Origin of the sequence: Nonomuraea sp. NPDC049504 (genome assembly GCF_040676845.1) — a bacterium.
Classification (GTDB): Bacteria; Actinomycetota; Actinomycetes; order Streptosporangiales; family Streptosporangiaceae; genus Nonomuraea; species Nonomuraea salmonea.
The window spans coordinates 382,604-408,226 of record NZ_JBFAPT010000002.1 but is presented as its reverse complement, the minus strand read 5'-3'; the positions used below and the strand labels follow the sequence as shown (position 1 = coordinate 408,226).

Sequence of the window (25,623 nt, the reverse complement as noted above, 5' to 3'; positions counted from 1 at the left end):
TGCTGGAGGGGGCAGGCGCCGCTTGCCGGCGGTCTGGTCGCTGGGGTGGGGTGGCGGGTGGGGTCAGGTGATTTCCAGCATGCGTTCGCGTACCGCGTAGACCACGGCTTCCATCCGCGAGTGCAGTTGCAGTTTGTCGAGGATGTTGCGGACGTGGTTCTTCACCGTGTTCTCGGAGATGAACAGCTGCTTGGCGATCTCCCGGTTGTTCATGCCCTTGGCGACGAGCCGCAGCACCTCCATCTCCCGGTCGGTGAGCCGGGGGACGGGCAGCTGAGGCGGGCGTTCGGCCTCCTTGCGGCTCATGTTGGCGAACTCGCTGATCAGCTTGGCCGCCATCGCCGGGTTGATTAACGACTGGCCCTCGTGCACGCCCCGCACCGCGGCGGGTACGTCGTTGATCTGGACGTCCTTCAGCAGGTAGCCGGTGGCTCCCGCCTTGATGGCCTCGAAGAGGTCCTCTTCCTCGTCGCTCACCGTGAGCATGATGATCCGGGTGCTCGGGACGGAGGCCTTGATGCCCTTCGTGGCCTCGATGCCGTCCTGCCGGGGCATGCGCACGTCCATGAGCGCGACGTCGGGCATGAGGCGATCGGCCAGTTCGACCGCCTCCTGCCCGTCGCTCGCCTCACCGACCACCTCGATGTCAGGCTCCGCGGCCAGCGCCAGTGCCAGGCTCCGCCTGATCAGCTCGTGATCGTCCACGATCAGCACGCGGATCGGCTCGCTCGCCTGTGTGCGGGACTCGCCAGACTCGGTCACGAGGCCTCCTTGATCCGCCTCGCGCCTGACATTCCCTCGTTTCGCTCGCTCACCTGCGCCTGACTGAGCTCGCTCACGTCTCCTCCTCGTCGGGGGGCCAGAGCCGTTGAACCGCCATGATGGCATGTACCCGGCGGTTCTCGGGTGGTCGAGAAGATCTTTCAGCGCGCGATCAGGGCTCTACGAGCCGCAGCACGCCGTAGTTGTACCCGCGTCTGTTGTAGACGACGCACGGCTGCCCGCTCTCCTTGTCACGGAACAGGTAGAAATCGTGTCCTACCAGCTCCATTTCCAGCAGGGCCTGGTCGATGGTCATGGGTTCGGCTCGGTGGAACTTCTCGCGGACGATGAGCGGCCCGTCGCCGTCCATCTCGATCGGGACGATGTCGTCGTAGAGCTGATCGCTTTTCTCCTGCCGCTCGTCCTGCTCGGCCTCGGCCTGCTGGGGGACGGCGGTCTGGGTGCGCGGCGCCGGCTCGACGGCGCCTGGGAGCGTCCTGGTGATCTCCGCCACGGAGGGCGGGCAGTGGTTGCCGTGATGGACTTTGCGCCGGTCGGCGAGCCTCCTGAGGCGGCCTTCCAGCTTGTCGAGGGCTAGGTCGAGGGCGGCGAAGCGATCGTCGGCCGACGCCTCGGCGCGGATCGCGGGCCCTCGCGAGTGAATGGTGAGCTCGACGCGCTCGCGCTGTCCTGCGAGACGCGGGTTGCGTTCCTTCGACACCTCCACATCGACCCGGATGAGTTTGTTGTCCAGACGTTCGATCCTGGCCAGCTTGGTCGTCACGTGGTCGCGGAACCGTTCACTCACTCCTGTGTGCCGGCCCTTGACGATGATGTCCATGCAACAGCCCCCCTTCGGTCTAACGACTGAGCAAGAGCGCCCGACGACGGGTGCGCCGGACGGGGTGCACTGTTCGCCTTTCTCTCACCGTTCCCCTTTCCGACGTCGCGTCACCGGGATCTCGGGCGGCACCCGCCCGGCCGACCTGGTCTTCGACCCCACATTCGCCTGCTGAGGGTCTCGCAGCGCTGTCGCCACTACTGCCCTTCTCTTCTGACGGGGGACATCTGGACCCCCGGGAAGGCAGGACTTACCCCTAAGCCGCACCGTGATCGGTCGACAAAGAGTCGCCTTACGTGGACCGTTTTGCCTGCGGCTGGCATCGGCTAGCAGAGCCGGGGACCCCGACCCTGCGCAACCACGGACCCGAACGGGTGCCATGTCAGAACGCTATCCGCATCCAGCACGAATGTCAGCCGGAGCCTTGCCCGAAGGATCACTTTCCGTGGTTTTCCCTGGGTGGGTAAGCGACGTGCGATGCATGGGCCAACCGGTCGGGATCCCTTGTGCGGAAGCAGGTCCCGTGTGTCCGGAGTGGGGCACAGGGGTGACAGGACAGAGACATGTGACCTCATGGGCGGTTGGTGAAAACGATCTTTTCTCACGGACGGTGACCGTAATAATCTTCAAGATCTTCGGCGTGTCGCGGCGGCGGTCACGGCCAGCGGCGCTCCCACGCCCGCCGCTCGTAATGCCCGCGCCGCCTCGGCGAGCGTGGCCCCCGTCGTGACGATGTCGTCCACGAGCAGCGCAAAGGCTCCTGGAGGCGTTCTCGCGGCGTGTAGGACCTCAAGGGACCCCGCGAGGTTGGCGGCCCTCTCCGTGCCGCTCAGGGCCGACTGGTCGGTCACGCCGCGCGCCTGCCCCAGGCCCGTCCACACCTCGGCCGCCAGCCCGGACGCCCGCAGGCGGGCCGCCACCAGCACCGCCAGCCGCCCCACGGGGTCGTGCCCCCTTCCTCTTCGCACCCGGCGCGAGCTGGGCACGGGCACCACCGCGAAGCCGCCCCGCACCCGCCCGAGCGCCATCACGGCCGTGAGCGCGATCGCGTCCGCCAGCGCCCCTGCCACCGCGACCGCTCCCCGCTCCTTGTAGGCCAGGATCATCCTGCGGACCACCCCGTCGTACGGCGCCGCCGACCAGCAGTCGGGCAGGCCGGCCGGCGCCGGCACGGGGACCCGCCGCGCGGGCGCGGCGGTGAGCGCGGCCTGGCAGCGGCCGCAGCACGACGCCCCCTTCGCCCCGCACCCCGCGCAGGAGGCGGGCAACACCAGATCGAGTACGTCGCTCAGCACGCGGCCCAGCATGCCCCCCGCCACCGACAATTCCGCTGCGGAGAGCGCGTCGTCAGCCCAGGGGGAACAGGGGTTCGGCGGCGTCGGACTCGATCTTGGCGGTCCAGGTCTGGCGGTCCTGGTTGAGCTCGAGGATCTTGGCGTCGCCGCCGCTGCCGACCGCCGCCAGGATGCGATCGTTGAGGGCGGCGAGCGAGGTGACGCGGTCCTTGAGCGGCACGCCGCTGGTCTGTCCGTCGCCCACGTTGATCTCGTTGAGTATCTGCCCGGCCTTGCTCTCCACCAGCACCAGCAGCCGCAGGTCGTCGGCCCAGGCCACGTCGGTGATCTGGTCGCTGCCCTCGGTGGTGGTCAGGGACTGCAGGTTGCCCAGCTCGACCCCGCCGCCCTCGCCGATGAGCGCCCCGATCTGGACGGTCTCGTCGTCGATGGTGACCACGACGCGCACGCCGTCCCTGGCGATGCGCAGCCCGGTGATGTTCAGGCCGACGAGCTGCTTGGGCGTGGGGACGATGTCAGGGCCCCGGCCGCTCTTGGGGTCGTAACGCAGCAGGTCGGCGTTCTTGCGGTCGTACGTCCATAGGGTGCCGTCCCTGCGCCAGGTCGGCGGCGTGAGGTCGGCGCCCTGGATGACCTGCTGCCAGCGCCCGTCGGGGCTGAGCCCGGCGACCGAGACGCCGGTGGAGGTGCGCGCGGCGACCGAGACGCCGCCGGCGTCCTTGGAGACGGCGAAGTCGGAGTAGCCGTCGCGCTGCTCGCCCGCCGCCCCCGCGACGGCGCCGGCGGCGCCGTCCTGGCCGAGGTAGTGCAGAGCGCCGCGGCTGACGTAGTAGGCCCGCTCGCCGCCGTCGCCGAGCCAGCTGTCCTCGGTGTTGGGGCGGTCGGTGATGTACGGCTCGCCGTCCACCTGGACCTCGAGGATGCGGCCCTTGGCGATCTCGTTGTTGTTGAGGCTGTGCCTGATCTGTGCGCGCAGGGCGTCCTCGGCGCTCAGGTCGAGCACGTCGAAGTCGCCGGAGAGGTTGATCACGACGCGTTCCTCGCCCGAGCGGATCGACTCGATCGCGCTGCCGGGCGGGAAACCGGTGGTGACCGCGCCGCGCAGGGCCTCGGTCGGCGGCTTGAGCAGCCGCTTCAGCACGGTCTGCGCGTAGGTCTCGGTGGTCTTGAGCCGCAGGCGTACGCGGTCGACGACCAGCGGCGGCTGCCCGTCGCGGCCGAGGTAGTAGAGGTTGGTCGGCCGGTACGCGCGGGCGACGTCGGCGGCGGTCAGCAGCAGCCCCTGGGGCAGGCTGTTGACCCGGAAGCCGCCGCCCGGGTCTCTGACCAGCTCGAAGTCCTGCGACCAGGGCCCGGCGGTCGGCTTGTACGAGTCGTCCTCGTTGATCTGCGCCACCCACCGGCCCTTGACGGTGATCTTCATGGTGGGCTCGGTGCCGTCAATCGAGGCGGGCGGCACGACCTCGTACAGGTCCTCGATGACCGTCACAGGCCCGGCGGCGCTCCACTTCTGCCGCGCCTGCGGCGTCAGGTACTGCTGCAGGACGGCAGGGTCCTCGGGGTAGGCGGCCATCGCGCTCTGCAGGCCCCTGAACGTCTCCATGGGCCCCCAGGCCCGCTGCGGCCCGATGGCGATCATGCGCTGGAACGGCTTGGTCAGCGGGTCGCCCGCGCCCTCGTCGTTCACCGTGTACGGCCCGCTCACCGGGATGACCGAGCACCCGGACCCCGCCAGCACGGCGACGACCGCGAGCAGGGCCATCGCGGCCAGCCGTCTAGTCCTCGTCATGACCGGCCCCGTCTGCGGAGGCGGGCAGGAGCACGGGCGTCATGGAGGTCCGCCACGTACGCCGCATCTCGATCTCGGGCGGCACCAGCGACAGCGGCGAGCCCTTGAGGTCGGCCCCGGCCGTGCGCGGCAGCGTGAGCCGGAACTGGGAGCCCTCGCCGGGCTGGCCCCACGCCTGGAGCCAGCCGCCGTGCAGGGTGGCGTCCTCGCGGGAGATGGCCAGGCCGAGCCCGGTGCCGCCGATGGTGCGGGCCCGCGACGGGTCGGCCCGCCAGAACCGGTCGAACACCATCGTCTCCTCGCCGGTCTTGAGGCCGATGCCGTGGTCGCGTACGGCGACGGCGACGGCGTCGCGGTCGGCGCCCACGGTGACCACGATGTCGCGGCCCTCGCCGTGCTCGATGGCGTTGAACAGCAGATTGCGCAGGATGCGCTCGACCCGCCTGTTGTCGATCTCGGCCATGCAGGGCTCGTTGGGCAGCCGCAGCTCGAAGCGGGTGGAGTGGCGCTCGGCGAGGGCCTCGGAGTCGCCGATGGCGCGCAGCACGACGTCGCGGATGTCGACGGGGTCGAGGTCGAGGGTGGCGGCGCCGGCGTCGTAGCGGCTGATCTCCAGCAGGTCGGCCAGCATCGACTCGAAGCGTTCGAGCTGGGCCTGCATCAGCTCGGCCGAGCGCGAGGCCATGGGGTCGAAGTCCTCGCGGGCGTCGTAGAGCAGGTCGGCGGCCATGCGGACGGTGGTGAGCGGGGTGCGCAGCTCGTGGGAGACGTCGGAGACGAACTGCCGCTGCACCTGGGAGAGCTCTTCGAGCTGGTGAATCTTGAGCGCGAGGTTGGCGGCCATTTCGTTGAACGAGTTCGCGAGCCTGGCCAGGTCGTCCTCGCCACGCACTTTGAGCCGTTCGTCCAGCTTGCCGGCGGCGAGGCGCTCGGCGGCCTGACGGGCCAGGCGTACGGGGGTGACGACCTGTCTGGCCACCAGGTACGCGATGGCGGCGAGCAGCATCACCAGCCCGAGCCCCACCACGACGATGGCCAGCCGGACGTTGGAGAGCATCTCTTCTTCCTCGGTCATCGGGAAGAAGTGGTAGACCTCGTAGTTGCGGCCGTCCGGCTGGTGCACGGCGCCGACCACCACGAACGTGAGCCTCGGCTGGCTCTCGCCGGAGAACTTGATCGTCTGGATCGACGCGACCGTCTTGTCGAAGCGGTGGTTCTTGATGTTGCGCCGCAGGCTCTGCTTCAGCCCTTCGGGCACGTTGGCGGGCACGACGTTGCCGGACGCCCGCGACTCCCCCGGGGTCGTCAGGTTGAGTATCAGCACGTCGTAGCGCTTGCCAGAGCCGTCCTCGCCGGTGCCTGCGACGGTGTTCATGACCTCGTCGAGCCGGTTGACCACACCCTGCTTGCCGGAGTCGGTGGACTGGGCGGGGTCGTCGGTCTCGGGGGCCAGCGCGTCGGCGATCTGCAACCGGTCGGTGAACGCCTCGTTGGTGGCCGACTGGGTGCTGCTGTCGACGACCGAGCGGTAGATCTGGCCGTACAGGAAGGTGCCGAGCACCACCACGACGATCACCGAGATCACCAGCGTGCTGGTGACCACCTGGAGCTGGAGCGAGCGCCGCCAGACGCTCCGCGTCCTGCCCGCCGCACGCCGAACCCGCCGGCGGACGCCGCCGAGGATCTGGCGAAGCGTCCGTCTGCGGGTTCTAGGTCTCGTCGTCGGGGGCATGGCGGAGCGGAACGAGGGTCAGGCCGGGCCGGCTTTGTAGCCCACGCCACGGACCGTCACGACGATCTCGGGGTGCTCGGGGTCCTTCTCGATCTTGGCCCTGAGCCGCTGCACGTGGACGTTGACCAGCCGGGTGTCGGCGGCGTGGCGGTAGCCCCACACCTGCTCGAGCAGCACTTCGCGGGTGAAGACCTGGCGCGGCTTGCGGGCCAGCGCCACCAGCAGGTCGAACTCCAGCGGCGTGAGGTTGATGGTCTCCTCGCCGCGCTTGACCGAGTGGCCCGCCACGTCGATGGTGATGTCGCCGATCTGCAGGATCTCGGGGGTCGGCTCATCGGTGCGGCGCAGCCGCGCCCGCACCCTGGCGACCAGCTCCTTCGGCTTGAACGGCTTGACGATGTAGTCATCGGCGCCCGACTCGAGGCCGAGCACCACATCGATCGTGTCGCTCTTCGCCGTGAGCATGACGATCGGAACCCCCGACTCCGCCCTGATCCTGCGCGCGACATCGATGCCGTCGGCTCCCGGCAGCATCAGGTCGAGCAGCACCAGGTCCGGGCGTGTATCCCGGAACGCGTCGAGGGCCTTGTCGCCGTCGGAGACAAATGACGGCTCGAAGCCTTCCCCTCGCAGCACGATCCCCAGCATCTCGGCGAGAGCGGCGTCGTCGTCGACGACCAGCACGCGACCTTTCATGGCCCCTCATTCGTTCTACGCATTGTGGGACATACCCGCACGATCGCTGAAGGTTACCCTTGGTCGACCCATGAGTGTGACCTGAGCCCTACAAAAGGCGAATTTTAGGTCCGCCCCCGCGACCGCAATCTCAGTCTGCGGTAACAAGGCGACTTTCGGCCATCCCTGGACGCGAACCTTGCCCCGATTCGTCAGCCAATGTGGTCAAGATGAGGCGGCGATTCCGCTCCGTGACGCAACCCTCGGCCCCGCATGCCAGGATTGGGATATGTCAGACGGTCACGGTCCCACGCCCGAGACGCCATCAGGCTGGTCGGCCGAACAGCCCCCGCCCTACAGCGCCCCGCCGGCCTCCCCCTGGACCGCGCCCGGCTCGCCGCACCAGGGGCCCCATGGCGGTCCGCCGCACCAGCAGGCGCCGCAAGGGCCGCACGCTCCCTATCCGCCGCCCCCGCCGTACCAGCAGCACGGGCAGCAATACGGGCAACAGTACGCGCAGCACTATGGGCAGCAGCCGCCCTACGGCCCTCACATGCCGCACCCGCCGGCGCTGCGGCCCGGCATCATTCCGCTGCGCCCGCTCGGCCTCGGCGACATCCTCGACGGCACGATCAAGCTGATCAGGTCCAACCCCAAGGCGGTGCTCGGCCTGTCGGCCATCGCCGCCCTGATCGCCGCCGTCCCGCTGGCCGTGGGGCAGGCGTTCGTGATCGACGCCACCCGCGTCGCGCTCGACGACCCGACCGGCGCCGCCGAGGCCCAGCTCAACAGCGTCTACGGCGTCATCGGCCAATACGGCGGCACACTCATCTCCTACGCCGTGCAGTTCGTCGTGGTCACGCTGCTGACCGGCGTGCTGACCCGCATACTCGGCCGGGCCGTCTTCGGCGGCAACCTCAGCGCCGGCGAGGCCTGGCGGCTCGTCAAGGGCCGGGTGCCCGCGCTGTTCGGGGTGGTGGGGCTGATGGCCGTCATCATGATCGTGCCGCTGATCGTGTTCACCCTGATCATGGTGGCGCTCGCGCTCAACGCCAGCGCGTCCGACCTCGGGTGGCTGTTCGGGGCGACGATCCTGTTCCTCATCCTGTACGTCGGCTACTACCTGTTCTTCAGGACCCGCTTCGCGTTCGCCTCGCCCGCCGTGGTGCTGGAGGGCCGGGGGCCCATCGACGCCATGCGCCGCTCGTGGCAGCTCGTCACCGGCGACTTCTGGCGGGTGTTCGGCATCCTGCTGCTCACGACCCTGCTGGTCGGGCTCGTGGCGGGCATCCTGACCGTGCCGTTCACGATGGCCGGCACCCTGTTCGGCATGCTCGGCGCCGACTCGATCGCGACCACCGTCCTGGCCGCCGTGCTGCTGGCGCTCGGCACCATGCTCGGCTCGATGCTGACCTACCCGTTCGAAGCCGGCGTGTCCGGCCTGCTGTACGCCGACCGCCGCATGCGCAGTGAGGCGTTCGACCTCGTGCTGCAGACGGCGGCCATCGAGCAGCAGCGCCAGGGCTGGGTGCACGACTCGGCCGACGAGTTGTGGCACCCGAGCAACTCCGCGCGGTCGTGAGCCCGATCGATCGGGAGGAGGCAGCGCGGCGGGCCGCGGAAGAGCTCCTCCACCCCGACTACGCGAGGGAGCCGCTGCTCGACCTGATCTACCGGCGGGTCACGCAGTTCCTCGGCGACATCATCGACGTCGCCACCGGCGGCGGCACGACGGGCGGCGTCATCGCGGCCATCGTGATCACGGCGATCATCCTCGGCGTGATCACGCTGATCGGCTGGCGGCTGCGCAAGTCCTCCCGCCGCAACACCGCGCCTGACGGCGCCCTGTTCGGCGCGCAGGCCATGACGGCGGTCCAGCACCGCCAGGCCGCCGAGCGTCTCGCCGCGGAGGGCCGCTGGACGGAGGCTCTGCAGGAACGGCTCCGCGCCATCGCCCGCGACCTGGAGGAACGCGCGCTGGTCGACGGTCTGCCCGGGCGCACGGCCGACGAGCTCGCCGCCGAAGCCGCCCTGGCGCTGCCCGCCTTCGCCGGGGAACTCGCCGCCGCGGCCCGCTCGTTCGACGACGTGACCTACGGCGGGGTGGCGGGCACCAGGGAGGCGTACGAGACGATGGCGAGCCTGGACGACCGCCTTCGCCAAGCCCGCCCGGTCGCCCTGGTAACGGCCGCCACCGGCCCCACCGGCTCGACCGGCTCGACCGGCTCTCACACTCTCAATGGCCCCTCCGGCCCTGACAGCCCCGCCGGCCCTGGCCCCATGGGCCCCGCCGGCCCTGAGGGTCCCGCTGGACCGACGGGGGCTCGCCCGTGAGCCTCACCACCCCAGGCACGTCCTACTCCACCTCGCCGACCGCGCGCTCCGCCTGGCGGGCCGGGCGATTGTTCGTGCTGCTCGGGATCATCGCGGTGCTCTTCGGGGTGCTGTCCGTGCTGCTGTCCGGCGACTCGGGCCCGTCACGGCCGCTCGACCCCGATGACACCTCGCTGTCCGGCTCCAAGGCGCTGGCCGAGCTGCTGCGCAAGCAGGGGGTGACCGTCGAGCGGGTCGACACCGCGGAGGCCGCGGCGGCCAAGGGGGCGGCGGGCGACCGGCTGCTGCTGGTCACCGACACCACCTTCATCGACCAGTACGCCCTGGCCAGGGTCCCGGGCGACCGGGTGATCGTCGGCGCCGTGCCGGGCCTGAGCGCACTCGCCCCGGGGATCCAGATCGAGCCGGGCCAAGCGGCCCGCACCAGGTCGCGCGAGCCCGAGTGCGGGCTGCCGGCGGCGACCGCGGCGGGCAGCGCCTACCTGGGCGGCCTCCGGCTGCGCGGCCCGTCGGGGGCGACCGCCTGCTACCCGGCCGACGACGGGCACGCGCTGGTGCGCTACCCGTACGGCGGCGGCACGATCACGGTCGTCGGCGACGGCTCGTTCATGACCAACCAGCGCCTGGCCGAGGACGGCAACGCCGCGCTGGCGCTCAACCTCGTCAGCACCGGCAAACCGGTCATCTGGGTCGTCCGCCCGGAGACCCCGCCGCCGTCCGCCCTGCCGGGCGAGCGCGGCGCCTCGATGTACGACCTGATGCCGGGCAGCATCCGCTGGGCCATCTACATGGCGGCCATCGCGGTGCTGGTCACCGCGTTCTGGCGGGGCCGCCGCCTCGGCCCGGTGGTGGCGGAGAAGCTGCCCGTCGTGGTCAGGGCCGCCGAGACCGTGGAGGGCAGGGGCCGGCTCTACCGCGCCAGGCGCGCCAGGGAACGTGCGGCGGACGCGCTGCGCGCGGGCACGATCGACCGGCTGACGCCCCGGCTGGGGCTCGCATCGGGCGCGGGCAGGCACGAGGTGGTGGCCGCGCTCGCGGCCCGTACGGGCGAGGACGCCCACCTGGTCGGCGACGCGCTCTACGGCCCGCCGCCGAAGGACGACGCGGGGCTGGTGGCGCTGGCCCGCTATCTGGACTCCATCGAAAGGACCGTCAGTGAGCTTTGACAGCACATACCGCGCGCCACAGCAGGGCGGCGACTCGGCCAGGGAGGCGCTGAGCGCGCTGCGCGCCGAGGTGTCCAAGGCCGTGGTCGGCCAGGACGCGGTGGTGACGGGCATGGTCATCGCGCTGCTGTGCAGGGGGCACGTGCTGCTGGAAGGCGTGCCTGGCGTGGCGAAGACGCTGATGGTCCGTACGCTGGCCGCCGCCTTGTCGCTCGACTTCAAGCGCGTGCAGTTCACCCCCGACCTGATGCCGGGCGACGTGACCGGGTCGCTGATCTACGACACGAAGACCGCGCAGTTCGAGTTTCGTGAAGGGCCGGTGTTCACGAACCTGCTGCTCGCCGACGAGATCAACCGTACGCCGCCGAAGACGCAGGCGGCGCTGCTGGAGTCGATGGAGGAGCGGCAGGTCAGCGTGGAGGGCGCGGCGCGCGAGCTGCCCGACCCGTTCGTGGTGTGCGCGACGCAGAACCCGGTCGAGTACGAGGGCACGTACCAGCTTCCCGAGGCCCAGCTCGACCGGTTCCTGCTGAAGCTGACCGTGCCGCTGCCGCCGCGCGAGCAGGAGATCACGGTGCTCGAACGCCACGCGCTCGGCTTCGACCCGCGTAACCTGTCGCAGGTCAAGGCCGTCGCGTCGGCCGCCGACCTGGCGGCGGGGCGCGAGGCGGTGGCCGCCGTGCACGTGGCGCCCGAGGTGCTCGGCTACATCGTCGACGTCGCCCGCGCCACCAGGAGCTCCCCTTCGCTGCAGCTCGGCGTCTCGCCCCGAGGCGCGACGGCGCTGCTGGCGGCCTCGCGGGCGTGGGCGTGGCTGTCAGGCCGCGCGTACGTCACGCCCGACGACGTCAAGGCGCTGGCCAGGCCCGCGCTGCGGCACCGCGTGCAGCTGCGCCCCGAGGCGGAGCTGGAGGGCGCGACCGCCGACGGCCTGCTCGACGGCATCCTCGCCTCCGTCCCGGTCCCGCGCTGATGCCGGCCACCGGACTCGCAGGGCGGGTGTGCCGATGGCGTTGACCGGACGTGCCGGGCTGCTGGCGGCGATCGGGATCGTGGTGGTGCTGTTCGCGCCGCAACCGGGGGCCGCGCTGGCCGGGGTGTGCCTGCTGCTGGCCGCCGGCATCGTGATCGACCTGGCCTTCGCCGGCGCCGTACGCCCGCTGCGCTTCCACCGCTCGGGCGACACGCTGCTGCGGCTCGGCCAGCGGGCCACCGTGGAGCTGGTGGTGGAGAACCCGGGCGGCCGGCGGGTGCGCGGCGCGCTCAGGGACGCCTGGCCGCCCTCCGCGGGCGCGGCTCCCAGGGTGGCGCCCCTCGACGTGCCGGCCGGCGAACGCCGCAAGATCACCATCACGCTCTCCCCCTCCAGGCGCGGCGACCGGTCGTCGGTGGCGGTGACCGTGCGCTCGGTCGGCCCGCTGGGGCTGGCCGCCCGCCAGGGCAGTCACCAGTCCCCCTGGACCGTGCGCGTGCTGCCGCCGTTCCTGTCGCGCAAGCACCTGCCCTCCCGCCTGGCCCGGCTGCGCGAGCTCGACGGGCAGCACCCGGCGCTCGTCCGCGGCCAGGGCACCGAGTTCGACTCCTTGCGCGAATACGTGGTGGGCGACGACGTGCGCTCGATCGACTGGCGGGCCACCGCGCGCCGGCACGACGTCGTCGTACGGACGTGGCGGCCCGAACGTGACCGGCGCGTCCTCATCGTGCTCGACACGGGACGCACCTCGGCGGGCCGGGTGGGCGCCGCCCCCGTGCCACTGGCCGGGGCGCAGCCCGGCGGCGGCGGCCTGCTGGCACGCCCCGACGCGCCGCCCGCGCCCGGCTGGCCCCGCCTCGACTGGTCGATGGACGCCGCCCTGCTGCTGGCCGCGCTCGCCGCCCGCGCCGGTGACCAGGTGGACTTCCTGGCCCACGACCGGGCCGTACGCGCCTGGGTGAGCGGCGCGTCCCGCACCGAGCTGCTGTCGTCGCTGGTCAACGTGATGGCGCCGATCGAGGCCGAGCTGGTCGAGGCCGACGCCCAAGGCATGGTCGCGGCCGTGCTCGCGCGGGCCAAGCGGCGCTGCCTGGTCGTGCTGCTGACCGACCTCAACCCGGCGGCGATGGACGAGGGGCTCATGCCGGTGCTGCCGCAGCTCTCCTCGCGGCACCTCGTGCTGGTGGCCGGGGTGTCCGACCCGAGCGTGGCGGCCATGGCCGAGCGCCGCGACACGGCCGAGCAGGTCTACGACGCGGCGGCGGCCGAGCAGGCGAGGCTCGGGCGCAGGCGCATCACGGCCCGGCTGCGCAGGCACGGGGTCGAGGTCGTGGACGCGCCACCGGACGACATCGCGCCCGCGCTCGCGGACGCCTACCTGGCGCTGAAGGCCGCCGGCCGCCTCTAGGAAGGGTCAGGCGGTCAGGAAGGGTCAGGCGGTGGGGGCGACGTCGGGTGCCCGTTCGATGTCGCCCGTCTCGTCGCGGCGGGCGGCGCGCCGGCCGAAGCCGATCACGTACGCGAGAAAAGCGACCTCGGCCAGCACGCCGATGCCGACGCGCGCCCACGTGGGCAGCCCCGACGGCGTCACGAACGCCTCGATCAGCCCCGACACGAACAGCACCACGACCAGGCCCAGCGCCACGCTCATCACGGCCCTGCCCTGCTCGGCCAGCGCGTCGAGCCGCCGGCGCGGGCCCGGATCGATGACGGTCCAGCCGAGCCGCATGCCGACGGCGGCGGCCAGGAAGACGGCGGTCAGCTCCAGCAGGCCGTGCGGCAGGATCAGGCCGAAGAAGATGTCGAGCTTGTCGCGGGAGGCCATGAGCCCGGCGGAGACCGCGACGTTCTCGGCGTTGGCGTAGAGCGCGTACGGGATCGGCAGGCCCAGCACCAGCGCGTACATGATCATCTGAGCCGACACCCAGGCGTTGTTCGTCCACACCCGGCCCGCGAACGAGGCGGCGGGGTGCTCGGAGTAGTAGTCGGCGAAGTCCTCGTTGACCAGCTGGGCGATCTCGTCGGGGCTGCCGATCGTGGCCTGCACGCCGGGGTTGGCCGCCACCCACGCCGCGATCACCCACGAGACCAGCAGGAACGCCAGCGCGCTCGCCAGCCACCACCACCGCGCCCGGTAGGCCACGACGGGGAACGAGACGGTGAAGAAGCGGGTCAGCTCGCGCCAGGCGGGGGTGTGCGCGCCGGTCACCGCGGACCTGGCCCGCGCCACCAGCGCCGAGAGCCGCCCCACGAGCATGGCGTCGGTGGACGACGAGCGCACGATGGACAGATGCGTGGCCACCCGCTGGTAGAGCTCGACCAGCTCGTCGATCTCGGTGCCGGTCAGCGACGAGCGGTGCTTGACCAGATGGTCAAGCCGGTCCCAGACCGGGCGGTGTGCCGTGACGAACGCATCGATGTCCACCCGACCATTCTGGCCGCTCGATCACCGCGGCTGAGCCGTTAGGCTCCACATATGTCCGAGGTCGTAACCGGGGATGCCGTCGTCGTCGAAGTACGCGTGGCGCAGATGCCCACGCGCGCCCTGGCGATCATCATCGACCTGGTGGTGCAGGTCCTCCTGCTGTTCGCCGCCTACTCGCTGCTGGGCATGTTCGCCGCGGTGACCGACTTCGCCATGTTCGGCGCCGCGATGATCACGCTGGTGGTGCTGGTGCTCGTCGGCTTTCCGGTGACCGTCGAGACGCTCACCAGGGGGCGCAGCATCGGCAAGCTGATACTCGGGCTGCGGGTGGTCGGCGACGACGGCAGCCCCGTGCGGTTCCGCCAGGCGCTGTTCAGGGGGCTGGCGGGCGTGCTGGAGTTCTGGCTGTTGTCGGGGGCGCCCGCACTGATCTCGTCGCTGATCTCGCAGCGGGGCAAGCGGCTCGGCGACATCTTCGCGGGCACGATCGTGATCTCCGACCGGCCGCCGCGCGACCGGGCGCAGCAGGTCATGATGCCGCCGCAGCTCGCGGCCTGGGCCGCCACGCTTGAGCTGTCGCAGCTGCCGGACGAGGTGGCGCATGCCGCCCGGCAATACCTGGCGCGATGGCACGACCTGTCGCCGCAGGTCCAGCATGAGATGGGGGTGCGCATCGCCACCCAGACGGCGGCCTACGTCTCGCCGGCCGCCCCCGCCGGGGTGCCGCCGCACGCTTACCTGAGCGCCGTCCTGGCCGAGCGCCGGCGGCGGGAGCAGGCACGCTTCGCGCAACGCATGGGCCTCGCCCAGCAGCAGCCGTACGCTGCCCCGCAGCCGCCCTACGCGGCCCAGCCCGGCCCGCCCTACGCGCAGCCCGGCCCCGTGCGGCCGCAGCCATATGCGCCGCCGCCCGGGGCACAGCCGGCGCCGCCGTTCCCACAGCCGGGTCCGATGGCGCCGGCCGAGCGGCAGCCTCCTCCGCCGCCACCCGCGCCGGAGCCGCCGCAGGCGGCTCCGGGCGGGTTCGCGCCACCTCAGTGAGCGCGATCAGCGGACGTCAGGGACGGGGCATTATTAGTGGCCGTGCCCAGGCCCGTGGCCGTGGCCGGGTCCGTGGCCGGGTCCGTGGCCGTGCCCGTCCTTGTACGACTCCTGCGTCTGCGTGTTCAACCGGTCGAAACGAACGTGCTTGGCGCTGTCGGTGAGCCGGTCGTCGATCTTGATGACGTCCAGCCCCTCGTTGAAGTCGGCGCCGTAGATGTAACCGTTGTAGTAGTAGGCGGACCAGATGCCGCCACCGCCGCCGTCCGAGCGCGGCCCGCGCTCGAAGTAGCCGATCTCCCTGGGCCGCGTGGAGTCGGTGAAGTCCCAGATCGACAGGCCGCCCATGTACCACGCCTGGACCATGATGTCGCGGCCCTTGACGGGGATGAGCGAGCCGTTGTGGGCGACGCAGTTCTCGCTGTCGTCCTGGTAGCGGGCGATCTTGAAGTAGCTCTTGAAGACGAGCTTGCCCCGGACGATCTCGTAGATGGCGTCCGCGCCCCTGTTCGGCCCGGTGGCCTCGTTGCAGGTGGGCGCGCCGCCGCCGCCGAGCTCGTCGGTGAAGACGACCTTCCTGGCGTCGTTGCTGAACGTGGCCGAGTGCCAGAACGCGAAGTTCGGGTCGGTGGTCCTGGCGGTGACCTTCGGGTTCAGCCGGTCCTTGATGTCGAACAGCACGCCGTCACCCATGCAGGCGCCGGCCGCGATGTCCTTCTCGGCGTAGACCGTGATGTCGTGGCAGCCGCTGGTGGGCAGCAGCAGGCCGGGCTGCGTCTCGTTGCCGCCGTCGGGGAAGACGACGGGCGTGGCCGCGACCTCGGCGGCGGCCGGGTCGCGCAGCGGCACCTTGATGATCGAGATCTTGTCGTGCGGCGGCGCGCAGTCGGGGAAGTTCGCGGCCGGCTGGTACGACGAGACGTAGATGTAGACGTTCTTGTTCTTGTCGCGGCCCTTGCCCGGCACCAGGGTCAGCGTGTGCGAGCCGCAGTTCGTCTCGACCGACTTGATGTACTGCGGGTTGGTCTTGTCGGAGACGTCGAAGATGCGGACGCCCTCCCACGACTCCTTGACCGTCGCGCTCTGCCCGGTGCTGTTGCAGGAGTCGTCGTTGCGCGAGGAGTCGACGGCGGTGAACAGCAGGTCGCCGTAGACGCTGACGTCCATCTGGGCGCCGGGGCAGACGACGGAGCTGACCGCCTTCGCCTTCTTCGGGTTCCTGATGTCGTAGATGGAGAAGCCACCGTAGTTGCCGACATAGGCGTAGTCGCCCTGGAAGGCGATGTCGGTGTTGATGGTGCCGGCGATGGGGTCGGGCTTCGGGATGTTCAGCACGTGGGTCACGTTCGGGCTGTGGACCACGGCGTCGGCGGGCGGGATGTCCGCGGCGGCGGCGGCGGGCAGTCCCGCCAGCGCTAACACGGTGGCCGCTGCCGCCACCACGATGGAACGGCGCGAAAGGGACACTCGGGAGCCTCCTTGAACGGGGATATCTGGGTCACCGGAGAGAACGGGGAAGCGGCGGGGCCCCTCGCCGAGGGTCCCCGCCGCCTGGAGGGGGTCAGTAGCCGTGGCCGTGCCCGCGCTCGGGGTACGACGTCTGCGTCTGGGCGTTCAGCCGGTCCGTCTTGACGCCGTTGGCCTTGTTGGTCCGCGGGTCGTTGATCTTGAGGACGTCGAGGCCCAGGTTGAAGTCCGAGCCGTAGATGTAGCCGTTGTAGTAGTACGCCGACCAGAACCCGCCGGACAGCGCGGGAGCGGTGTTGTCGGGCCCGCGCTCGAAGAAGGCGATCTCCTTCGGCCGGCTGGAGTCGGTGAAGTCGATCACCGAGATGCCGCCCTGGTACCACGCCTGGACCATGATGTCGCGGCCCTTGACCGGGATGAGCGAGCCGTTGTGGGCGACGCAGTTCTCGGTGTCGTCCTGGTGACGCGCGATCTTGAAGTAGCCCCTGAAGACGAGCTTGCCGCGGACGATGTCGTAGTACGCGTCGGCGCCCCTGTTCGGGCCGATGGCCTCGTTGCAGGTGGGCGCGCCGCCGCCGCCGAGCTCGTCGGTGAAGATGACCTTCGTGCCCTCGTTGTTGAAGGTGGCGGAGTGCCAGAACGCGAAGTTCGTCTCGTCCCTGGCGGTCGCGGTCACGCGGGGCCGCTCAGGGTCGCGGATGTCGAGCAGGACGCCCTCACCCATGCACGCGCCCGCCGCGATGCCCTTCTCGGGGTAGGCGGTGATGTCGTGGCACCCGGTCGTGGCCGACTTGCTGTCGGGGTACGACCCGGGCACACCCGGGAAGCCGCCGTCGGGGAACAGGTTGGGCGTGGCGATCACCGAGGCGGCCGTCGGGTTGCGCACCGGCACCTTGATGATCGAGATCAGGTCGTGCGGCGGCTTGCAGTCGGGGAACGTCTCGCTCGGGCTGTAGGAGGAGATGTAGAGGTAGACGTTCTGCCGCTTGCGGTCGGGGACCAGCGTGTGCGTGTGGGAGCCGCAGTTGGTCTCGACCGACTTGAGGTACTGCGGGTTGGTCTTGTCGGAGATGTCGAAGATGCGGATGCCCTCCCACGACTCCTTGATCGTGGCGCTCTGCCCGGTGCTGGTACAGGAGTCGTCGCTCCGCGAGGAGTCGACCGATCCGAACAGGAGGTTTCCGTAGACCGAGACGTCCATCTGGCCGCCGGGGCAGACCACGGAGCTGACCAGCGACGTCTTCTTGGGGTTCCTGATGTCGTAGATGGAGAAGCCGGAGTAGTTGCCGACATAGGCGTAGTCGCCCTGGAAGGCCATGTCCGTGTGGATGTCGGCCAGGGCTTCCGGCTTGGGCACGTTCGTGACGTGCTTGATGTTCGGGCTCATGACGATCTCGCCGGGAGCCGGGATGTCCGCAGCCTGGGCCGGCGCTACGACGCCTGCCAGCGCGATCAGCGCCGCACCCAGGATGAGGGGTCTGCGGAGGGAGAACACGGAGGAACCTCCGAATAAAGGGGGCATAAATCTACGCCATCCTCACCCTTTCGGGCGTGACCTGACCAGCGTCCAAGATGTCAAATTTTATTGCGCTTCGACCCCTTCTCATCTCGGGACTTATCGCCTAGAGTGCGCAATCTGGACCAGATCAGTCAGGAGGTCGGGTGCGCGCTGCGCTCGTCGTCATCGTGGGCCTGATCGCGGCCCTCACCGGGTGCACCGCCGGCTCCACCACCCCACCGGCCCCCAGGGCTGACTCGACGGCTCCGGTCCTCGCTCCCGGACGGCCTGGCGAGCAGGCCAGGACGCTCTCACCGGGCGAGGCCGCCACCGCCGTACCGTCCGCCACCCCCAACGCGGCGGACGTCAAGTACGTCCAGGACATGGTCGTCCACCACCGCCAGGCCGTGGACATGGCACTGCTCGCCCCCAACCGCGCCGAGTCGGCCAAGCTCAAGGCGCTCGCCGACCGCATCAAAGCGGCGCAGGGGCCGGAGATCGCCTTCATGACCACGTGGCTGCACGAGCAGGAGCAGAAGGTCCCCGACCATCACGCGTCCCACGAGAACATGCCGGGGATGGCTTCACCCGAACAGATGGACGCCCTGAAGGCGGCCAAGGGCAAGGACTTCGACCGCCAGTTCCTGCAACTCATGATCAACCACCACCTCGGCGCGATCAAAATGTCCGAGGAAGTCCTGACAAACGGCACCCACATCAGAATCGAAGAACTGGCCGGCGACGTCAGCGTCACCCAGGCCGCGGAGATCCGCCGCATGCGGGAAATGCAAGCCGCCCTGTAGGCGCGGTCAGGAGCCGACGCGCCAGGAGTGCAAGTAGTCCTCCTGCTCGGCTGTCAGCAGGTCGATGCCGATGCCGGCCGCCGCCAGCTTGAGTCTGGCCACCTCGTGGTCGATCTCCTCGGGCACGTCGTAGACGCCGGGCGCGAGGCCCGCCCGTTCGGCCGCCAGCCAGGCCACGGCGAGCGCCTGGGCGGAGAACGACATGTCCATGACGGCCGCGGGATGCCCCTCGGCCGCCGTCAGGTTGACCAGACGCCCCTCGGCCAGCAGCAGGAGGCGGCGCCCGTCGGGCATGACGTACTCGTCGGTGTTGGGCCGCACCCCCCGGTGCACCTCGGTGGCCAGCTCGTCCAGCGCCCGCACGTCGATCTCGACGTCGAAGTGCCCCGCGTTGGCCAGGATCGCCCCGTCCTTCATGACCGACAGGTGCTCGGCCCTGATCACGTCGCGGTTGCCGGTGACGGTGACGAACACGTCCCCGATCAGCGCCGCCTGCGCCATGGGCCGCACCTCGTACCCCTGCAAGGTGGCGTCGAGCGCCTTCACGGCGTCGATCTCGGTGACGATCACCCGAGCCCCGAGCCCCTTGGCCCGCTCGGCGACCCCGCGCCCGCAGAACCCGAACCCGGCGACCACGACCGTACGCCCGGCCAGCATCGTGTTGGTGGCCCGCATGATGCCGTCGAAGGTGGACTGCCCGGTGCCGTACCGGTTGTCGAACATGCGCTTGGTCCGGGTGTCGTTCACCGCGACCACGGGGAAGCGCAGCGCGTCCTCGGCCGCCATCTGGCGCAGCCGGATGATGCCGGTCGTGGTCTCCTCGCAGCCGCCGCTCACCCCGTCGAGCAGGTCGCGCCGCTCGGTGTGCAGGATGTTGACCAGGTCACAGCCGTCGTCGAGCACCAGGTCGGGCCCCACGTCGAGGGCCTCGTGGATGTGCCGGTAGTAGGTCGCCCGATCGACACCGGCTCTGGCGTGCACCCCGATCCCGTACGACCGCAGCGCCGCGGCCACGTCGTCCTGCGTGGACAGCGGGTTGGACGCGGCCAGCGCGATCTCCGCCCCGCCGGCCTGCAGCGCTCCCATGAGCACCGCCGTCTCGGCGGTGACGTGCAGGCAGGCCGCGATCTTCAGCCCGTCGAGCGGCCGTTCGAGCGCGAACCGCTCGCCGATCGCGGTCAGCACCGGCATCGAACGAGCGGCCCAGGAGATCTGCCGCTCGCCGCTTTCACTGAGATCCATGGCCAGCCTCGGAAGCGAAGAAACAGGGAGCTCCGGGAGGCGCGGGGACCTCCCGGAGCTCAGGAAGAAGGGGTCGCTCAGTAGCGGTAGTGGTCGGACTTGTACGGCCCCTCGACGTGGACGCCGATGTAGGCCGCCTGCTCCTTGGTCAGCTCGGTGAGCTTGACGCCGAGCGCGTCGAGGTGCAGCCTGGCCACCTTCTCGTCGAGGTGCTTGGGCAGCGTGTAGACGCCGAGCTGGTAGTCCTCGGTCTTGGTGAACAGCTCGATCTGCGCGATCACCTGGTTGGTGAACGAGTTGGACATGACGAAGCTGGGGTGGCCGGTGGCGCAGCCCAGGTTCATCAGCCGGCCCTCGGCGAGCACGATGATCGAGTGGCCGTCGGCGAACACCCACTCGTCGACCTGCGGCTTGATGTTGCGCTTCTCGATGCCGGGCAGCTTGGCCAGGCCGGCCATGTCGATCTCGTTGTCGAAGTGGCCGATGTTGGACACGATCGCCTGGTGCTTCATCCGCGCCATGTGGTCGGCGGTGATGATGTTGAAGTTGCCCGTGCAGGTGACGAAGATGTCGGCGATGCCGACGACCTCGTCGAGCGTGGTGACCTGGAAGCCGTCCATGGCCGCCTGCAGCGCGCAGATCGGGTCGATCTCGGTGACGATCACGCGGGCGCCCTGGCCGCGCAGCGCGTCGGCGCAGCCCTTGCCGACGTCACCGTAGCCGCAGACCACGGCCACCTTGCCGCCGATGAGCACGTCGGTGGCGCGGTTGAGGCCGTCGATGACGGAGTGGCGGCAGCCGTACTTGTTGTCGAACTTCGACTTGGTGACCGAGTCGTTGACGTTGATGGCCGGGAAGAGGAGCTGGCCGTTCTTGTGCATCTCGTAGAGACGGTGCACGCCGGTCGTGGTCTCCTCGGTGACGCCCTTGATGCTCTCGGCGATCTTCGTCCACTTCTTGTCGGCGCCGACCGTGCGGGTGAGCAGGTCGATGATGACGTGCCACTCCTCCGGGTCGTCGGCGGTCGCCGGGGGCACGGCGCCGGCCTTCTCGTACTCGGCGCCCTTGTGCACCAGCAGCGTGGCGTCGCCGCCGTCGTCGAGGATCATGTTGGGGGCGGTGCCGTCAGGCCAGGTGAGCGCCTGCTCGGTGCACCACCAGTACTCCTCCAGCGTCTCGCCCTTCCACGCGAACACCGGAACGCCCTTGGGGTCCTCGGCGGTGCCGTCGGGGCCGACCACCACGGCGGCGGCGGCGTGGTCCTGCGTGGAGAAGATGTTGCAGCTCACCCAGCGCACCTCGGCGCCGAGCGCGACCAGGGTCTCGATGAGGACGGCCGTCTGGATCGTCATGTGCAGCGAGCCCATGATCTTCGCGCCGCGAAGGGGCTGGGAGGCCGCGTATTCCTTGCGTACCGCCATGAGACCGGGCATCTCGTGCTCGGCGAGCCGGATTTCCTTACGGCCGAAGTCGGCAAGTGAAAGGTCGGCGACCTTGAAGTCCATCGGGTGTCCCCTCGCGTCACAGGATGGTTGACGCCGACGAGTCTAGGCGGCGCTCGTACGCCGATGCACGCCGAGAAGGCCGAATCTGACGTAAGAATGTAAGAATGCGCATCACCGAAGCGGCCAAGCGGCTCGGCATGTCCCCGCGAATGCTCCGATACCGGGAGGCGCTCGGCCTGCTCCCGCCCGTCAGGGAGCAGGGGGCGCACAGACGGTTCGGCCCCGACGAGCTGGCCGCCGTGGCGCAGGGGGTGGAGCTGGAGAAACGGTTCGACGTCTCGCCGGCCGAGCTGGCGTTCGCGCTGCGGGTGCTGAGCGAGCCCGCGGTGGCGGCGGCCGTACGGGACCTGGGGGTGCGGATCGGGCGTATCCAGGCGCCGCGCCGGGCCCTCGACTTCGAGAAGGAGAAGGCCCTGCGCCTGCTCGGCCCCAGGCCCCGGCGCTGACCTGTGGCTAGCTGGCGGAGCCGCTCGTGCTGCGGAGCCGGTCGAGGTCGGGCTCGAGGTAGATGACCCGCGCGATCGGCACCGCATCGCGGATGCGCCGCTCGGCCTCGTCGATGCCGCGCGCCACGTCGGCCGCCGTGTCGTTGTGCTCGACCGCGATCTTGGCGGCCACCAGCAGCTCCTCGGGGCCGAGGTGCAGCGTACGCATGTGGATGACCCGCTCCACCTCGGGCGCGCTCTCCAGCGCGGCCCTGATCCGGGTCTCCATCTCGGGGGACGCGCCCTCACCGACGAGCAGCGACTTGGTCTCGATGGCCAGCACGACCGCGATGATGGCGAGCAGCACGCCGATCATGAGGGTGCCGATGCCGTCCCAGACGCCGTCACCCGTGACCACCGCCATCGTGACGCCGAACAGCGCGAAGATCAGACCGAGCAGCGCGCCCAGGTCTTCGAGCAGGATGACGGGCAGCTCGGGCGACTTGGAGCGCCGGATGAAGCTGATCCAGGACTGCTTGCCGCGCAGCGGGTTGGACTCCTTGACCGCCGTACGGAAGGAGAGCGCCTCGGCGATGATCGCGAAGATCAGCACGGCGAACGCCCAGATCGGCGACTCGACCTGGTGCGGGTCGCCGATCTTGTGGATGCCTTCGTACAGGGAGAACGCCGCGCCGATCGTGAACAGCACCACGGCCACCACGAACGCGTAGAAGTAGCGCTCGCGGCCGTAGCCGAAGGGGTGTTCGCGGGTGCTGGCCCTGGCCGCCCGCTTGCCGCCGACCAGCAGCAGCACCTGGTTGCCCGAGTCGGCGACCGAGTGGATGCCCTCGGCCAGCATCGACGAGGAACCGGTGAAGACCGCGGCCACGAACTTGGCCACGGCGATCGCCAAGTTCGCGGACAATGCCGCGATGATTGCTTTAGTTCCGCCGCTCGCGCTCACCGATCTTCTCCACTCATAAGATCACGTCAAACTCTTGAAAGAGGATCCTATGGGGTAATTCTTGCTTTGACCTCAGTGATTGCGGATACGGCCGCGGGATCGACGTCATATCCCAGCGCCAGATAGGTGCTGGCGTAGTCGCCGAGTGCGATGAGAGAGGCGAGACGTTCGAGCGGATGCACGCCCTCGGCGGCCAGTTCGGTGACCGGCACGTCGCGCTCGCCCGCCAGCCGCAGCGCCGCCTCGCGCAGCCGCGTCACCTGCGGATGCTCCTCGACGTCGCGCAGCACGACGAGCCTCAGCGTGCGGCCCGAGGTGTCGGCGAAGATGTCACGCTCGGCCAGCGGCCCGTCGAACGCCGCCACCTGATGGTGGCCGGCCTCGGGCAGCTCGCCGTGCACGGCGGGATATTTCGCGCTAGCCGCGAGCTGACAGACCATCCGGTACGCCGCCACCCCCGCCACCTGCGACGACCCCCACACCATCGGCACGGTCTCGGCCAGGTCGAGGGCCAGCGACTTGCCGGGGTTGATGAACGACTCGCTGGAGGGCCGGCACCGGTGCGCGATGTCCTCAAGCGAGCGCGCCACCCGCTCGAACAGGTCGGCGTCGGCCTGCACCAGCCCCAGCGCCGCGGCCGCCACGATGGGCGGGACGCTCAGCAGCCACAGGTTGGACCGCGACTGCCCGGTGACCGGCACCGGCACGTAGACGGCCGACGCCTGCAGCGCCACGGCCTCCAGCGGGGAGCCCGCCGGGCCCACGCCGAGCAGCGAGCAGCCCCGGCGCACCGCCTGGGTGGCCAGGGCCAGCGTCTCTTCGGTGTCGCCTGAGCCGGAGACGGCGATGACCAGGTCGGTGGCCCCCACCCAGCCGGGGAGCTGGTAGGAGCGCGCGGTCACGATCGGCAGCGGCGCGCCGTTGCCGACGACGGCCGCCAGGATGTCGCCGGCCAGGCCGGCGGCGCCCATGCCCGCGACCACGATGGCCCGCGGACGCCCGTGGCCTGCCAGCCTTTCGACGCCCGCCTCGATCGCGACGCGGTGGCCGGTGCGGATGTGGGCCGCGGAGGCGGCCACCGCCGGAAGCATGCCGCCGGGGTCGGCCTCGGTGAGGTGTCCCTGGTCGTCGAGCCGCTCCGGCTCCCAGGTCACGGCTTCCTGGCCTCGTCGACGAGCAGGACCGGGATGTCGTCCCTGACCGGGTAGATCAGGCCGCAGCCCGTGCAGGCCAGCTCCTCCGCCTCGTGCTCGGCACGCAGCGGAGCCTTGCACGCCGGGCAGGCCAGGATCTCCAGCAGCCAGTCGTCGATCTTCACTCTGACACCTTTCCCACGATGGCGAGGACCTCGTCCCTGATCGCCGTCATCTTGCTCTCGTCGGCCGCCTCGGCGTTCAGCCTGAGCAGCGGCTCGGTGTTGGAGGGACGCAGATTGAACCACCAGTCCGACCCCGTCACGGTCAGCCCGTCGACCTCGTCGAACTCGCCCCGGTCGGCGAACGCCGCACGCACCCGCCGCAGCGCCTCGTCCTGGTCGGACACCGCGCTGTTGACCTCGCCCGAGGCGTGGTAGCGGGAGTAGGCGGCGGCCACCTCCGACAGCGGCCTGTCCTGCTCGCCGAGCGCGGCCAGCACGTGCATCGCCGCCAGCATGCCGGAGTCGGCGAACCAGAAGTCCCTGAAGTAGTAGTGGGCGGAGTGCTCGCCGCCGAACACCGCGCCGGTGCGGGCCATCTCGGCCTTGATGAAGGAGTGGCCTACCCGGGTGCGCACCGGCACGCCGCCGTGCTCGCGGACGATCTCCGGCACGCCCAGCGACGTGATCAGGTTGTGGATGATCGTCGCGCCGGGGTCCTTGGCCAGCTCGCGTACGGCCACCAGCGCCGTGATCGCCGACGGCGAGACTGACACGCCGCGCTCGTCGATCACCCAGCAGCGGTCGGCGTCGCCGTCGAAGGCGAGCCCGATGTCGGCGCCGCTCTCGACGACCGCCCGCTGCAGGTCGAGCAGGTTCTGGGGCTCCAGCGGGTTGGCCTCGTGGTTGGGGAAGCTGCCGTCGAGCTCGAAGTAGAGGGGCACCAGCTCGATCGGCAGGCCGTCGAACACCGCGGGCACCGTGTGGCCGCCCATGCCGTTGCCCGCGTCGACGACCACCTTCAGCGGGCGGATGCCGCTCAGGTCGACGAGCGTGCGCAGGTGGTGGGCGTAGCCGGACAGCAGGTCCTTCTCGATCACCGAGCCGGCCTTCGTGTCCTGCGCGGCCGTCGCGAGCAGCTCGGACGCCCTGTCGCGGATCTCCGTCAGGCCGGTGTCGCCGCCGATCGGCACCGCGCCCGCGCGGCACATCTTCATGCCGTTGTAGCGGGCCGGGTTGTGGCTGGCGGTGAACATCACGCCGGGCAGCCCCAGGCTGCCGCTGGCGTAGTAGAGCAGGTCGGTGGAGCCCAGGCCCGCGTGCACGACGTCGGCCCTGCGCGAACGCGCGCCGCGGATGAACGCCTCGGCCAGCACCGGCGACGACTCGCGCATGTCGTGCGCGACCACGATCGACCCGGCCCCGGTCACCTCGACGAACGCCGCCCCCACGGCCTCGGCGGTCTGCTCGTCAAGCTCGTCGGGCACCACCCCGCGAACGTCATACGCTTTGAAGATCTTGGCGAGGTCGCCCACTCTCCAGCTCCGCCCC

The 25,623-nt window shown here is 70.4% G+C and carries 23 protein-coding genes; 8 read left to right on the top strand and 15 right to left on the bottom strand.

Annotated features, from left to right (window positions below):
• Window positions 1-63: 63 nt before the first annotated feature.
• The 6 genes from AB0K28_RS05195 to mtrA form a co-directional block, all read right to left on the bottom strand.
• Window positions 64-762, bottom strand: a complete 699-nt coding sequence (locus tag AB0K28_RS05195; RefSeq protein WP_364365329.1) for a response regulator transcription factor — start codon at window positions 760-762, stop codon at window positions 64-66.
• A gap of 172 nt (window positions 763-934) precedes the next feature.
• Window positions 935-1,603 (bottom strand): ribosome-associated translation inhibitor RaiA, encoded by a 669-nt coding sequence (gene raiA, locus AB0K28_RS05190; protein WP_364365326.1) that lies wholly within the window; start codon window positions 1,601-1,603, stop codon window positions 935-937.
• A gap of 626 nt (window positions 1,604-2,229) precedes the next feature.
• Complete coding sequence (locus AB0K28_RS05185; protein WP_364365323.1) at window positions 2,230-2,898, bottom strand: phosphoribosyltransferase family protein; 669 nt, start codon at window positions 2,896-2,898, stop codon at window positions 2,230-2,232.
• A gap of 52 nt (window positions 2,899-2,950) precedes the next feature.
• A complete protein-coding gene (locus AB0K28_RS05180; RefSeq protein WP_364365320.1) occupies window positions 2,951-4,687 on the bottom strand; it encodes an LpqB family beta-propeller domain-containing protein in 1,737 nt (578 codons plus the stop codon).
• Window positions 4,674-6,419, bottom strand: a complete 1,746-nt coding sequence (mtrB, locus tag AB0K28_RS05175) for an MtrAB system histidine kinase MtrB (RefSeq protein WP_364365317.1) — start codon at window positions 6,417-6,419, stop codon at window positions 4,674-4,676. The genes AB0K28_RS05180 and mtrB overlap by 14 nt, the downstream gene beginning before the upstream one ends.
• Before the next feature lie 18 nt (window positions 6,420-6,437).
• Window positions 6,438-7,115, bottom strand: a complete 678-nt coding sequence (gene mtrA / locus AB0K28_RS05170; RefSeq protein WP_043620615.1) for an MtrAB system response regulator MtrA — start codon at window positions 7,113-7,115, stop codon at window positions 6,438-6,440.
• A 268-nt stretch (window positions 7,116-7,383) separates the two neighbouring features.
• Here mtrA and AB0K28_RS05165 point away from each other — a divergent pair, with 268 nt between their 5' ends.
• From AB0K28_RS05165 to AB0K28_RS05145, 5 genes are read left to right on the top strand one after another with little or no spacing between them, the layout of a single operon-like run.
• Window positions 7,384-8,676, top strand: a complete 1,293-nt coding sequence (locus AB0K28_RS05165) for a glycerophosphoryl diester phosphodiesterase membrane domain-containing protein (protein WP_364365314.1) — start codon at window positions 7,384-7,386, stop codon at window positions 8,674-8,676.
• Window positions 8,673-9,428 (top strand): DUF4129 domain-containing protein, encoded by a 756-nt coding sequence (locus AB0K28_RS05160; protein ID WP_364365311.1) that lies wholly within the window; start codon window positions 8,673-8,675, stop codon window positions 9,426-9,428. The genes AB0K28_RS05165 and AB0K28_RS05160 overlap by 4 nt, the downstream gene beginning before the upstream one ends.
• Window positions 9,425-10,594, top strand: coding sequence for a DUF4350 domain-containing protein (locus AB0K28_RS05155; protein ID WP_364365308.1), 1,170 nt, complete (start codon window positions 9,425-9,427; stop codon window positions 10,592-10,594). The genes AB0K28_RS05160 and AB0K28_RS05155 overlap by 4 nt, the downstream gene beginning before the upstream one ends.
• Complete coding sequence (locus AB0K28_RS05150; RefSeq protein WP_364365305.1) at window positions 10,584-11,567, top strand: MoxR family ATPase; 984 nt, start codon at window positions 10,584-10,586, stop codon at window positions 11,565-11,567. Before AB0K28_RS05155 ends, AB0K28_RS05150 begins: the two co-directional genes overlap by 11 nt.
• 34 nt (window positions 11,568-11,601) lie before the next feature.
• A complete protein-coding gene (locus tag AB0K28_RS05145) occupies window positions 11,602-12,975 on the top strand; it encodes a DUF58 domain-containing protein (RefSeq protein WP_364365302.1) in 1,374 nt (457 codons plus the stop codon).
• A gap of 24 nt (window positions 12,976-12,999) precedes the next feature.
• Here the strand turns inward: AB0K28_RS05145 and AB0K28_RS05140 are convergent, their stop codons facing one another.
• The gene (locus AB0K28_RS05140) at window positions 13,000-13,992 is read right to left on the bottom strand and encodes a stage II sporulation protein M (protein ID WP_364365299.1); all 993 of its coding nucleotides are present in this window, start codon (window positions 13,990-13,992) and stop codon (window positions 13,000-13,002) included.
• A gap of 51 nt (window positions 13,993-14,043) precedes the next feature.
• Between AB0K28_RS05140 and AB0K28_RS05135 the strand changes: the two genes are divergently transcribed.
• Window positions 14,044-15,033, top strand: coding sequence for an RDD family protein (locus AB0K28_RS05135; RefSeq protein ID WP_364365296.1), 990 nt, complete (start codon window positions 14,044-14,046; stop codon window positions 15,031-15,033).
• A 33-nt stretch (window positions 15,034-15,066) separates the two neighbouring features.
• Here AB0K28_RS05135 and AB0K28_RS05130 read toward each other — a convergent pair whose 3' ends face one another.
• Together AB0K28_RS05130 and AB0K28_RS05125 are read right to left on the bottom strand one after the other, a co-directional pair.
• Window positions 15,067-16,500: a hypothetical protein gene (locus tag AB0K28_RS05130; RefSeq protein WP_364365293.1), complete on the bottom strand. Its 1,434-nt coding sequence runs from the start codon at window positions 16,498-16,500 to the stop codon at window positions 15,067-15,069.
• 94 nt (window positions 16,501-16,594) lie between these two features.
• Window positions 16,595-17,995, bottom strand: a complete 1,401-nt coding sequence (locus AB0K28_RS05125) for a hypothetical protein (RefSeq protein WP_364365290.1) — start codon at window positions 17,993-17,995, stop codon at window positions 16,595-16,597.
• 167 nt (window positions 17,996-18,162) lie between these two features.
• Here AB0K28_RS05125 and AB0K28_RS05120 point away from each other — a divergent pair, with 167 nt between their 5' ends.
• Window positions 18,163-18,801: a DUF305 domain-containing protein gene (locus AB0K28_RS05120; RefSeq protein WP_364365287.1), complete on the top strand. Its 639-nt coding sequence runs from the start codon at window positions 18,163-18,165 to the stop codon at window positions 18,799-18,801.
• A 6-nt stretch (window positions 18,802-18,807) separates the two neighbouring features.
• Here the strand turns inward: AB0K28_RS05120 and AB0K28_RS05115 are convergent, their stop codons facing one another.
• Complete coding sequence (locus tag AB0K28_RS05115) at window positions 18,808-20,043, bottom strand: adenosylhomocysteinase (protein ID WP_364365284.1); 1,236 nt, start codon at window positions 20,041-20,043, stop codon at window positions 18,808-18,810.
• 77 nt (window positions 20,044-20,120) lie between these two features.
• Window positions 20,121-21,548 carry an adenosylhomocysteinase gene (gene ahcY, locus AB0K28_RS05110; protein WP_364365281.1) on the bottom strand — a complete coding sequence of 476 codons (1,428 nt, stop codon included), beginning with the start codon at window positions 21,546-21,548 and terminating at the stop codon, window positions 20,121-20,123.
• A gap of 104 nt (window positions 21,549-21,652) precedes the next feature.
• On the opposite strand from ahcY, the gene AB0K28_RS05105 reads away from it, so the two are divergent.
• Window positions 21,653-21,994, top strand: coding sequence for a MerR family DNA-binding transcriptional regulator (locus tag AB0K28_RS05105; protein ID WP_364365278.1), 342 nt, complete (start codon window positions 21,653-21,655; stop codon window positions 21,992-21,994).
• 7 nt (window positions 21,995-22,001) lie between these two features.
• Here AB0K28_RS05105 and AB0K28_RS05100 read toward each other — a convergent pair whose 3' ends face one another.
• Genes AB0K28_RS05100 through AB0K28_RS05085 form a run of 4 tightly spaced genes read right to left on the bottom strand, consistent with a single transcriptional unit; the run spans window position 22,002 to window position 25,607 of the window.
• A complete protein-coding gene (locus tag AB0K28_RS05100) occupies window positions 22,002-22,937 on the bottom strand; it encodes a cation diffusion facilitator family transporter (protein ID WP_345396574.1) in 936 nt (311 codons plus the stop codon).
• Between the two features lie 47 nt (window positions 22,938-22,984).
• Window positions 22,985-24,091 carry an SIS domain-containing protein gene (locus AB0K28_RS05095; RefSeq protein ID WP_364365275.1) on the bottom strand — a complete coding sequence of 369 codons (1,107 nt, stop codon included), beginning with the start codon at window positions 24,089-24,091 and terminating at the stop codon, window positions 22,985-22,987.
• Window positions 24,088-24,255 (bottom strand): Trm112 family protein, encoded by a 168-nt coding sequence (locus AB0K28_RS05090; protein WP_345396568.1) that lies wholly within the window; start codon window positions 24,253-24,255, stop codon window positions 24,088-24,090. The genes AB0K28_RS05095 and AB0K28_RS05090 overlap by 4 nt, the downstream gene beginning before the upstream one ends.
• Window positions 24,252-25,607: a phosphomannomutase/phosphoglucomutase gene (locus tag AB0K28_RS05085; protein ID WP_364365272.1), complete on the bottom strand. Its 1,356-nt coding sequence runs from the start codon at window positions 25,605-25,607 to the stop codon at window positions 24,252-24,254. Before AB0K28_RS05085 ends, AB0K28_RS05090 begins: the two co-directional genes overlap by 4 nt.
• Window positions 25,608-25,623 lie beyond the last annotated feature (16 nt).